Source organism: Phenylobacterium sp. (genome assembly GCF_035569475.1).
Lineage (GTDB): Bacteria > Pseudomonadota > Alphaproteobacteria > Caulobacterales > Caulobacteraceae > Phenylobacterium.
On sequence record NZ_DATMNA010000016.1, the window covers coordinates 47,744 to 58,449 of the forward strand.

Sequence of the window (10,706 nt, forward strand, 5' to 3'; positions counted from 1 at the left end):
CCCAAGCTTGACCGTATCGCGCGTTGCTCATCAATCTCGCGCCATGCGTGTGCGGGACGATTTTGAGACGATCGCAAGCTATTCTCGATGGAAGTCCGCCGGCTTGGCTCTGGTGGTCCTCGCCGTCGCGACCTCAATTTTAGCTAGGCCCGTTCCCACAGCGGCGCAGCTGCTCGCCGAACGCTACGGGTGGCTCTGGCCCGGCGCAGCGCTCATAAGCATGCTCGTCGCACCCCTAACGACCTGGCTTGCCGTCTACGTACTGTTGTTCGGAGGCGCCGCGATCAGCCGAAAAGGCGACCGTTTCGTCATCTACCGCCCATGGCCAAAGGCGGTGCCCATCAATTCCATCAAGTATATTGAGGCGTCTCATGACGCCGAAGACATCCCATCTCCCTTGGGAAATTCCAGTCTTATTCCCCAGCGCTACAAGGTGGTTGTCACGCCGAGAGTGCGGATATTCCTGAAGGATCAAAGCAGCGTCACGATAAGCACGGGACTCATGGAGCCAGGCTGCGCCGCCATCGCCGCAGCGATGTCAGCTGTGCTTCGTCGAGAATGAAATCGAGCGGCAGGCCCTCGCTGATGCACCTAAGGCGCTTGCTTGCCGCGGGGGCCAGGGCGTTAGCTGCAGCCAACGATGCGGAGGACGCCATGAGCGAAACCCTGGAACGGCCCACGGCCGAAACGGCGGCGGAAGTGCTCTACGAGGCGGCGGACGGCGTCGCCACCATCACGCTCAACCGCCCGGAGCGGATGAACGCCATCTCCGGGCCGATGCTGGCGCGGCTGAGCGAGCTGCTGGTCCGGGCCAACGCCGACCCCGAGGTGCGGGTCGTGCTGCTGACCGGCGCCGGCCGCGCCTTCTGCGTCGGCCTCGACCTCGTGGACGCGACCCGCGGCTCCGGCATCGGGTCCGAACAATCGGCCGCCGCGCCGTCGGTGAATCTCGACCTCAGGACAGCCCCGCCCACCGTGCTGTTCGCCATGGACAAGCCCACCATCTGCGCCCTGAACGGGGCCGCCGCCGGCTACGGCATGGACACCGCGCTCGGCTGCGACATCCGCATCATGGGCGAGAGCTCCAAGCTGGCCGCGGCCTTCGTCAAGCGCGGGGTGGTGCCGGAGAGCGGCGGCACCTGGATCCTGCCGCGCCTGCTTGGCTGGGCGAAGGCCGCCGAGGTGATCTTCACCGGCCGCACGCTTTCGGCGACCGAGTGCCTGGCGCTGGGCCTGGCCAACGAGGTGGTCCCCGACGCCGAGCTCATGCCGCGCGCCCGGGCCGTGGCCGCCGAGATCGCCGCCAACGCTCCGCTCGCCGTCCAGTCCGCCAAACGGCTGATGCGCATGGGCCTGGCCGAGGGCTTCAACGACCACGTCCACCACGTCTATCTGCAGTTCCTGCAACTGGTCCGCACCCAGGACTTCCGCGAGGGGATGACCTCGTTCCTGGAAAAGCGCCCGGCCGACTTCAAGGGGCGCTAGGCCCTGTCCCGGCTGACTTGGGTCAAGTCAGCCGGGAAAGAACAGGGTCGTCGCCTATATCTGGAGCCCTTCTTCGCCACTCAGGTTGATTCAACCTGAGTGGGAAAGGACTCTAGGCCGCGGCGGCCTCGCGGGCGGCCACCGCGCCGCGCGGGCCCTCGGGTTCGGCCATGTCGCGCCCGTAGCCGAAGGCGTGGCGCAGGTGCTGCGCCAGCCGCTGCTCCACGAGCGCCCGGTCGGGCTCGGCGAACTGCACCGCCTGGCGCGCGGCGCGCTCCGGCGCGACGTCCTCGCCGTAGTCGGGGTCGAGCCGGGCCTGGAGCACCGCCCGCGAGGAGACCGCCATCGCCGCGGCCAGGTCGGCCTCGTCGAGCTCGACGCCCCAGTGGCCCCAGATGCGCCGCACCCAGGTCTGCGGGTCGCGCTCGAGGTCCTCGTAGCGGACGATCATCACCCGGTCCGGGAACACCCGCTTCAGCGCGCCCCAGCGGTTGAAGAAGCGGATGAACCACCAAAGGTCGACGCCCTGGGCGCGTGGCTGGCGCGCGAGGTAGCTGTCCAACGGCCCCAAGGCCTTGGTCTCGCGCCACTTGAAGAAATAGGAGAGTAGGGAATCGGGAATGCGCCGCACCAGCACCACCACCGGCGGCAACCGGATCAGGTTCATTGCGCCGAGCAGGGCGATCAGGCGCGAGGGCATGTGGTGCGAGCTGCCGATCCGCGGCGCCTGGGCGAAGCGGCGCCGGTGGCGGGCGTTGCCGATGAAGACGTCGCTGTGCGGGCCGCTGGAATAGGCCGGCGGCGGCAGGTCCAGGCGGTGGGCGATCGCCGCGCTCAGCATGAAGCGCAGCCAATGGGTGCCGGAATTGTGGCCGCTGACCAGGAAGCCGTCGACCCGGGCGCCGTAGTGCAGGAGATGAAACCGGGAGAGGTCGTCACGCAGGTCCGCGGCCAACAGCGAAAACCCGGGTTCATCCGACATTCCAGCACCCCAAAGCCAACTTTGGAGAGACTGAAACGGATCATTATAACTTTCTTATAACAAGAACGTGCACGCACATCTCAGCGCTGAAACAGACGCCGTTACGGGAATCCGCGCAGCTCGCCCCAGGCCTCGAAGGCGTCGCGGCTAGCCCTCAGGGTGTTGATCGGATGGGCGGCGTCGCGATAGCCCAGGGCCATGCCCGCGAACAGCATGTGGTCCTCCGGCAGTCCCAGGAATTCCGCCACCGTCCTGGGGTATCGCGCCCAGTATTCCTGCGGGCAGGTGTCGAGGCCGCGCTCCACCGCCAGCAGCATCACGTTCTGCATGAACATGCCCAGGTCCGCCCACTGAGGCGGCCCCAGCTTGCGGTCCAGGCAGAAGAACAGGCCCGCCGGGGCGCCGAAGAACTCGCCGTTCTTGGCCAGTTGGCGCAGGCGCGCGGGCCGGTCCTCCCGCGGGATGCCGATCGTCGCGTAGAGATCCTCGCCGTTCTGGAAGCGGCGGGTGCGGAAGGGCTCCCAGAGGTTGGGCGGATAGACGTCGTACTCCGGCTCCTCGCCGAACGGGTTGGCGGCGACCAGGGCCTTGAACTCGGCCAGGGGCGCGCCGGCGACGCCATACACCCGCCAGGGCTGGAGATTTCCGCCGGAGGGCGCCTGGGCGGCGCGGGCCAGGATCTCGGCGACCACCTCGCCCGGGACCGGGTCGGGCCGGAAGGCGCGGATCGAGACCCGCCGGGCTATGGCCTCGCTGACGTCCATGACCACCTCAAAAACAACCCACAAGGGAACCAGCTTGTCTGGACGCTGCTCCTTGTGGTGACGGTTAGCACGGTGGCCAGACGGCCACGCGTTGATATTCGGGGGAAGTCTGCTTGCGTAAGAATCTCGGAGCCGCGGTCCTGGGCGCGGCTGTTTTCGCTATGGCTGCGCCGGCTCAGGCGTCGACCACCATGACCTTCAGGATCGACGTCACCGGCTCCAGCGGGGCGGCGCCGGCCTTTTCGACCCCCTTCTTCGAAACCATCACCCTGCAGGACGGCGTGCTGAGCGGCTTCGGCGGCTCGACCGACCTGACCGGCGGCGCGGCCGGCGGCGACACCCTGACCGCGGGGCTGAAGGGCCTGGCGGATCTGACCGGCGCGGCCGACTTCTCGAACTGGGACCTGGCCACGTTCCAGTTCACCCCGTTCCCCGGCGGGCCGCTGGTCACCAACACCCAGGGCGACATCTTTGAGAACCTGCAAGGTCCGTCGGGCCACTATCAGCAGGTCATCGACGGCGGCTCCCTTCAGGGCTACCTGCCGCCCTCCCAGGACGCGGCGGGCCTGGCCGACTACTTCCGCCAGGGCATGACCCTGGGCTGGGACGAGAGGCTCTTGGACGGCGATTTCAACGTCGTCGCCGGCTATACCGGCACGGCGACGCTGACGGCGTTTTCCGGGGACGCTTCGGGCGCTCCGGAGCCGGCGGCCTGGGCATTGACGATCCTGGGCCTAGGTGCGGCGGGCGCGTCGCTGCGGCGGCGTCGAGCGGCCGTCCTCGCCGGCTGAAGGGACGCTTGACGGCGCGGGCGGCGCCGTCCCACCTGGGCGTCCGCGCCGAGTCGGGGGCCGCCGGTTGAGCCGAAGAGTGAGATCCACAGTTCGTGGCGGCTTTCTGGGCCGCCTCGTCCGCTGGGCGCTGGTCCTGGTCCTGGTGTTTGGCCTGGTCGGGCCGGCGGCCGTGGTGGCGATCTACCGCGTCGTGCCGCCGCCGATGACCTGGCTGATGGTCGAGCGGATGTTCCAGGGCCACGGCTTCGACCGCCGCTGGGTTCCCCTGGGGCGCATCTCCCCGCAACTGGTCCGCAGCGTGATCGGGGCGGAGGACGCCCGGTTCTGCGAGCACCACGGCTTCGACTTCAACGCCATCCAGAAGGCGATGGCGCACAATGAGGCCAATAGCAGCCGGAATGGGCCTGGAAAGATCCGCGGCGGTTCGACCATCAGCCAGCAGACCGCCAAGAACGTCTTCCTGTGGCCGCACCGCGACTACGTGCGCAAGGGCCTGGAGGCCTGGTTCACAGTGCTGATCGAGGCGATCTGGGGCAAGCCCAGGATCATGGAGGTCTATCTGAACTCCATCGAGTGGGGGCCGGGCGTCTATGGCGCCGAGGCCGCCGCCCAGGCCAATTTCCGCGAGAGCGCCGCCCAGCTCAGTCCGGCCCAGGCGGCACGGCTGGCGGCGATCATCCCCAAGCCCCTGGCCTGGAAGGCCGCGAGGCCCGGCCCCTATATCCAGAAGCGCGGCGGCCACATCGCCGCCGCCGCCGGGACCGTCCGCCGGGACGGCCTGGCCGATTGCGTCCTGAGGTAGGGGAGCGGCGAGCGCCAAGCGGCCCTGGCGCCTGCGTTGCATCCGACCCGAGCAACCGGCGGATCTGTCCAGCAACGGCACAGCCCGCCATCGACCGCTTGGACCGAGGGCCTATTTCGTGAAGACACTTTTCGCCGCCGCCGCCATCGCCGCCGGCCTCGCCGCCGCCGGCTCGGCCTCCGCCACCGAACTGCTGACGAACGGCAATTTCGATCAGGGCGCGACGGGCTTCTACAGCCAGTACGTCTATTCCCCGCCGAACGGCTCGGGGACGAACCTGTATCCGGAGGCGACCTATGACGTCACCACCGACGCCCACGCCGACCACCCGGCGTTCGCCTCGTTCGCCGACCATACGGGCGGCGCCGGCGGCGGGATGATGATGGTGATCAACGGCTCGTCCACGCCGGACACCATCATCTGGTCGGAAGGCGACGTCGGCGGCGGCGCGCCCCTGATCGGCGCGGCCAACACCGAGTACACCTTTTCCTTCTGGCTCGCCTCGGTCTATCCGGCGAGCCCGGCGGACCTGCAGCTCTGGGTCAACGGCGCCGCCGTGCCCGGCGAGACCTTCGCGGCCCTGGGCGGCGACCAGGCGCTCGGCCAATGGCAGGCGTTCACCTACACCGGCGTCACCGGCGCGAACGGGCTGCAGAGCATCTCGCTCACCAACCGCAACCTCGAGCCCAACGGCAACGACTTCGCCCTCGACGACATGAGCCTGCAGGGCGTCGCGGTTCCGGAGCCGACGAGCTGGGCCCTGATGCTGCTGGGCTTCGGCGGCCTGGGCGCCCTGATGCGCGGCCATCGCCGCCTGGCCGCCATCGCCGCCGCCTGAGATCTACAGAGCTCTCCAGCTCTGTTGCGTAAGAGCGCCGTCGGGTCCTCCCGGCGGCGCTTTTCGTTGCGCGGCCGGGCCGCCGCCCACCGGACGCGCCGCTCCGGCCCCGCATTTCGCCGTTCCGGCGCGCAAACTCCGATTGACGAAAGAAGCTCCGACCCTCAAACCGCGCCCAACCGAAAAAACCTCCCCCGAAGGAGCCTCCCATGCGCGTTGGCGTGCCCCGCGAAATCAAGCCGGACGAATATCGCGTCGGCCTCACCCCGACCGCCGTGCGCGAGTACGTCAGCCATGGCCATGAGGTGATCGTGGAGAAGGGCGCCGGGACCGGCGCGGGCTATCCGGACGAGGCCTACACCCGCGCCGGCGCGAAGATCGCGGCCGACGCCGCGGCGGTGTTCTCGGGCGCGGAGCTGATCGTCAAGGTCAAGGAGCCGCAACCCGTCGAGTGGGCGCGCCTGACCGACAGGCACATCCTCTTCACCTACCTGCACCTGGCGCCTGATCCGGCCCAGGCCGATGGCCTGCTCGCCTCCGGCTGCGCCGCCATCGCCTATGAGACCGTGACCGATCCCCAGGGCGGCCTGCCGCTGCTCGCGCCGATGTCCGAGGTGGCCGGCCGCATCGCGGTGTTCTCGGCCGGCGAGACCCTGCTCAAGCACAACGGCGGCATGGGCCTGCTGCTCTCCGGCGTCCCCGGCGTTCCGCCGGCGCGCATCGTGGTCCTCGGCGGCGGCGTGGTCGGCATGAACGCCGCGCGCATGGCCGCGGGCCTCGGCGCCGAGGTGGTGATCGTCGAGCGCTCGATCCCGCGCATGCGCGAGCTCGACAACATGTTCCAGGGCCGCATCCTCACCCGCTATTCGACCCAGGACGCCGTCGAGGAAGAGATCCTCAAGGCCGACGTGGTGGTGGGCGCGGTGCTGACCGCCGGGGCCTCGGCCCCCAAGATGATCCGCAAGGACGACCTGAAGAAGATGAAGCCGGGCTCGGTGCTGGTGGACGTCTCCATCGACCAGGGCGGCTGCTTCGAGACCAGCCGGCCGACCACCCACGCCGACCCGACCTACACCGTCGACGGCGTCGTCCACTACTGCGTGGCCAACATGCCGGGCGCGGCGCCGCGGACGTCGTCGGAAGCCCTGGTGCACGCGACCCTCAGCTTCGGCCTCCAGCTCGCCGACCAGGGGCTGGATGCGCTGAAGAAGAACAGGCACCTGGCCAAGGGGCTGAATGTGCTGAAGGGCCAGGTCACCCACCCGGCCGTGGCCGAGGCGCTGGGCAAGCCGTTCGTGGACGCCTACGGGGCGTGGAAGTAACGGCCGGGCGCGCGACCCCCTTAGGATGTAGCAGAGCTAGTTTACATCTCTTGATTGCGTGATAACGTCGCCGCTGAGAGCGTGAGTTCGTGGCTCGTGCGGGGCGCCCGGTGGGCGGCCCGACCTTAGTGAACCGCTTTTGGCCCACCGCCAGACCCTCTGGAGGCGACGATGACTCGTCCCGAAATGCGCGCCCGTCTGGGCGTGGCTTCTGCTGTAGCCGCCCTTCTGGCGGGCGGTACGGCCGCCGGTCAGGCTGTGCCGACCGATCCCGCGGCGTCGGGCGCCTGCTCGATGACGCCGGCGACGGTGGCGGCGATGTTCGACGGAAACGCGGTCACGCTGAACGGCGTCGTGAAGGCCGCCGACAGCACCCAGGTGCTGGCCCCCAACTGCGGGTTCTTCGACTGGTCGGAACAGATGTTCCTGTGGATGACTTCGCCCGCGCCGGCCGCCTATGGCGGCGGCAGCCGGATCATGTTCTCGCCGAAGTTCTTCACCGTGACGCCGGAGGACGCCACCGGACGCCGCACCTTCCTGGTCAATGCGCCCGGCCGGCCCTTGCGGATGCTGCTGCGCAAGACCGAGCTCGGCCCGCACGGCCTGCCGGCGCTGCTCGCGCGCAGCGGCCAGGTGATCGAGGTGCAGAGACCGCCGCCGGGTCGCCCCGTGCCGCCGGTGGTGCGCCTGCAGAACGGCCAGGCGGTGCGCCTGGGCTCGGCCCGGCGCGGGCCCAACGGCGCGCTGCGCCTCTTCGACCTGCGCGGCGCGGAGGTGCAGCCCTCCCGGCTGAACCTGCCTACGATCGTGCGCCCGCAGGTCGAGGTGACGCCCGGCCGGCTGACGCAGCTCGTGCCTACAGCCGCCTTCAACGCCTCGATCGTCGCCCGCAAGATCGTGCTCAACAACATCCCGATCTTCCTCGATCCCCAAGGCAATGTGATCGACGTGGAGCCGGGCCAGGCGGACGATGGCGTCCTGCTCTCGCAGAACGGCTCGCTGATCTACTACATCACCGTCACCAACGACCTCTACGCCTACCACCGCACCATGCATGGCGCGGCGGTGATCCCGTCCAACACGACCCTCACCTTCCCGATGACCATGGCCGACGCGAACGCCGTGAAGGCCTTCGCCGCCGGCAAGGGGCACACCATCCTCGAGCCCCAGGCGTTGGCGGTCGAGAGCAAGTCGAGCTGGATCGAGGCCAGTGCGGTGCCGAATCCGAGCGACTACGTTCAGGCGACCGCCATCGTTCCGACCTTCGACAAGTCGAACCCCAACAAATGGGTCCCCAACGGCCAGAAGACCGTGAAGGTGGTGATGGTCGGCGTCCACGTGGTCGGCAGCACCAACGGCCATGGCGAGATGCTGTGGGCCACGTTCGAGCACCTGGGGAACGCCCCCGACGCGGCCTATAGCTACAACTCGACCAGCGGGCCCAAGTCCGTTCCCCAGAACACGAGCGGGGCCTGGACGTTCACCCCGAGCGGATCCTCCGGACCGTTCAACGGCCCGGCCGGTCCGCCCATGACCCATTGGACGGGCAGCGCCATCGAGGGGACGCCCGTCAGCCCGACCGCGGTGCTGCGCACCAAGCCCTGGGGCACGGACGGCTCGAACAGCGGGCTCAACACCCAGGTGATCGCGGCCAACGCCAGCGTCATCAGCCAGCTCAAGGCGGGCGACGTGCGCAAGAACTACTTCCAGCTCGGCACCACCTGGACGATCGGGGGAATCGCGCCGAACGGCGGCAACGAGGTCGGCACGAACCAGCTCGCCAACGCCACGATCGAGACCTTTATGCAGGCGAAAACGCCCAGCGCGCCGGGCTTCAACTGCTTTGGGTGCCACGGCTCGACGCCCAACGCGCCGGCTACGGTGGCGGTGAGCCACGTCTACCCACAACTGAAACCGCTGCCTTAGGCCGGCCGAGCGATCTATTCGGGCGGCGCGCCCCGCCGCCTGAACGGCTTGCGCTTCAGCTCCTTCTTCTCGCCCTTGGCCTTGGCCGCGATCTCCTTGAGCTTCACGGTCTGCAGGGCCGAGAGCGCCTGGCCGGGCGCGCCCTTCTCGGGGTCGCCGAAGGCGCGGCCGTAGGTCTTCAGGCGGTCGGTGACGCTGCCCAGGAACTCGCCCTCCCATTCGGAGAGCTTGACGCCGGCGCGGTCGGCCTGGCGGCGGGCGCGTTTCAGGGCGTTCAGCGCGGCCCGCTTGGCCTGCGCCTTCAGATCTGGCGGCTTTCGGTTCAAATCTCCCCGATCGCCGAGAGGTAGAGGTCGAGGATGGCGTCCTCTTCCAGGCGCTTGGCGCGGTCCTGCTTTCGGATGCGCACCACCTTGCGCAGGATCTTGACGTCGAAGCCGTTGCCCTTGGCCTCGGCGAAGACCTCCTTGATCTGCTCGGCGATCTCGGACTTCTCGACCTCCAGCCGCTCGATGCGCTCGATGATCGACTTGAGCTGGCCCTGGGCGGCCTGGTTCAGCACGTCGGGGTGGGCGGAGGCGTCGTCGGCCATGGCGGAAACTCGCGGATGCGTAAAAGGCGGGATCGCCGCGGACCCTATCGGCGCGCTCGCGCCCTGTCATGCTGGCCAGGGGCCTTGCCTGTGGATAAGCCGTTGAGGCGGAACGACGCGGAGATTGTCAGCCATGCCGAGCAGATCCCCACCGACCCAGGCCGACGCGGAAGCCGCGGTGCGCACCCTGATCGAATGGGCCGGCGACGATCCTGACCGCGAGGGCCTGGTGGAAACCCCGGCGCGGGTGGCGCGCGCCTACCGCGAGCTGTTCGCCGGCTATGAAAGCGATCCGCGCGACTACCTGGCGCGCACCTTCGAAGAGGTGGGCGGCTACGACGAGCTGGTGATCCTGAAGGACATTCCCGTGGTCAGCTTCTGCGAGCACCACATGCTGCCGTTCATCGGCCGCGCCCACGTCGGCTACCTGCCGTCGAACCGGGTGGTGGGCATCTCGAAGCTGGCCCGGGTGGTGCGCGGCTTTGCGCGGCGCCTGCAGATCCAGGAAAAGCTCACCGCCGAGGTCGCCGGGGCGATCCAGGACATCCTGAAGCCCAAGGGCGTGGGCGTGGTGGTGATCTCCGAGCATAGCTGCATGACCATGCGCGGGGTCAACACGCCGGGCGCGCGCCTGACCACCAGCCACCTTTTGGGCGCGGTCCGCGACGACCCGCGAACCCGCCAGGAGTTCTTCGACCTGGTGCGCAACAACGGCCACTAGACCGCGGAAGGCCGGCCCAGGGCTTCTCGGGGCGAGCGGGGCCTACCGCGTCGGGACGGGGACTTCGCCGCGGTAGTCGTAGAAACCCCTGCCGGCCTTGCGGCCGAGCCAGCCAGCCTCGACGTATTTCACCAGCAGCGGACAGGGGCGGTACTTGGAATCCGCCAGGCCCTCATAGAGCACGTTCATGATCGACAGCACCGTGTCGAGGCCGATGAAGTCGCCCAGTTCCAGGGGCCCCATCGGGTGGTTGGCGCCCAGCTTCATGGCCGTGTCGATGGCCTCCACCGTGCCGACGCCCTCGTAGAGGGTGTAGATCGCCTCGTTGATCATCGGCACCAGCACGCGGTTGACGATGAAGGCCGGGAAGTCCTCCGCGTTGGCGGTGGTCTTGCCGAGCGACTGGGCGAAGCGGACAGCGGTCTCGTAGGTGTCGGGCCCTGTCGCGATGCCGCGGATGATCTCCACCAGCTTCATCAG

The 10,706-nt window shown here is 68.8% G+C and carries 13 protein-coding genes; 8 read left to right on the forward strand and 5 right to left on the reverse strand.

What is annotated here, in order from left to right; genetic code table 11:
* The first annotated feature begins 7 nt into the window (after nt 1-7).
* Both VNW53_RS02375 and VNW53_RS02380 read left to right on the forward strand, forming a co-directional pair.
* Nucleotides 8-562, forward strand: coding sequence for a hypothetical protein (locus tag VNW53_RS02375; protein ID WP_325553383.1), 555 nt, complete (start codon nt 8-10; stop codon nt 560-562).
* 92 nt (nt 563-654) lie between these two features.
* Complete coding sequence (locus VNW53_RS02380) at nt 655-1,485, forward strand: enoyl-CoA hydratase/isomerase family protein (protein WP_325553384.1); 831 nt, start codon at nt 655-657, stop codon at nt 1,483-1,485.
* 112 nt (nt 1,486-1,597) lie between these two features.
* Here VNW53_RS02380 and VNW53_RS02385 read toward each other — a convergent pair whose 3' ends face one another.
* Complete coding sequence (locus VNW53_RS02385; RefSeq protein ID WP_325553385.1) at nt 1,598-2,467, reverse strand: sulfotransferase; 870 nt, start codon at nt 2,465-2,467, stop codon at nt 1,598-1,600.
* 101 nt (nt 2,468-2,568) lie between these two features.
* Nucleotides 2,569-3,231: a nitroreductase gene (locus VNW53_RS02390; protein ID WP_325553387.1), complete on the reverse strand. Its 663-nt coding sequence runs from the start codon at nt 3,229-3,231 to the stop codon at nt 2,569-2,571.
* Between the two features lie 191 nt (nt 3,232-3,422).
* Here VNW53_RS02390 and VNW53_RS02395 point away from each other — a divergent pair, with 191 nt between their 5' ends.
* The 5 genes from VNW53_RS02395 (at nt 3,423) to VNW53_RS02415 (ending at nt 8,913) form a co-directional block, all read left to right on the forward strand.
* Nucleotides 3,423-4,022, forward strand: a complete 600-nt coding sequence (locus VNW53_RS02395; RefSeq protein WP_325553388.1) for a PEP-CTERM sorting domain-containing protein — start codon at nt 3,423-3,425, stop codon at nt 4,020-4,022.
* Between the two features lie 79 nt (nt 4,023-4,101).
* Nucleotides 4,102-4,827, forward strand: coding sequence for a monofunctional biosynthetic peptidoglycan transglycosylase (mtgA, locus tag VNW53_RS02400; protein WP_325553389.1), 726 nt, complete (start codon nt 4,102-4,104; stop codon nt 4,825-4,827).
* A gap of 118 nt (nt 4,828-4,945) precedes the next feature.
* Nucleotides 4,946-5,665 (forward strand): PEPxxWA-CTERM sorting domain-containing protein, encoded by a 720-nt coding sequence (locus VNW53_RS02405; RefSeq protein WP_325553390.1) that lies wholly within the window; start codon nt 4,946-4,948, stop codon nt 5,663-5,665.
* Nucleotides 5,666-5,874: 209 nt separating this feature from the next.
* Nucleotides 5,875-6,987: an alanine dehydrogenase gene (gene ald, locus VNW53_RS02410; protein WP_325553391.1), complete on the forward strand. Its 1,113-nt coding sequence runs from the start codon at nt 5,875-5,877 to the stop codon at nt 6,985-6,987.
* 171 nt (nt 6,988-7,158) lie between these two features.
* Nucleotides 7,159-8,913: a hypothetical protein gene (locus tag VNW53_RS02415; protein ID WP_325553392.1), complete on the forward strand. Its 1,755-nt coding sequence runs from the start codon at nt 7,159-7,161 to the stop codon at nt 8,911-8,913.
* A 14-nt stretch (nt 8,914-8,927) separates the two neighbouring features.
* Here VNW53_RS02415 and VNW53_RS02420 read toward each other — a convergent pair whose 3' ends face one another.
* Complete coding sequence (locus VNW53_RS02420; protein ID WP_325553394.1) at nt 8,928-9,239, reverse strand: hypothetical protein; 312 nt, start codon at nt 9,237-9,239, stop codon at nt 8,928-8,930.
* Nucleotides 9,236-9,505, reverse strand: a complete 270-nt coding sequence (locus tag VNW53_RS02425) for a DUF2312 domain-containing protein (RefSeq protein WP_325553396.1) — start codon at nt 9,503-9,505, stop codon at nt 9,236-9,238. The genes VNW53_RS02420 and VNW53_RS02425 overlap by 4 nt, the downstream gene beginning before the upstream one ends.
* A 133-nt stretch (nt 9,506-9,638) precedes the next feature.
* On the opposite strand from VNW53_RS02425, the gene folE reads away from it, so the two are divergent.
* On the forward strand, nt 9,639-10,226 hold the full coding sequence (folE, locus tag VNW53_RS02430; RefSeq protein WP_325553397.1) for a GTP cyclohydrolase I FolE: 588 nt from the start codon (nt 9,639-9,641) through the stop codon (nt 10,224-10,226).
* A 42-nt stretch (nt 10,227-10,268) separates the two neighbouring features.
* Here the strand turns inward: folE and VNW53_RS02435 are convergent.
* A partial coding sequence (locus tag VNW53_RS02435; protein ID WP_325553398.1) for a 3-hydroxyacyl-CoA dehydrogenase family protein occupies nt 10,269-10,706 on the reverse strand: 438 nt, incomplete at its 5' end.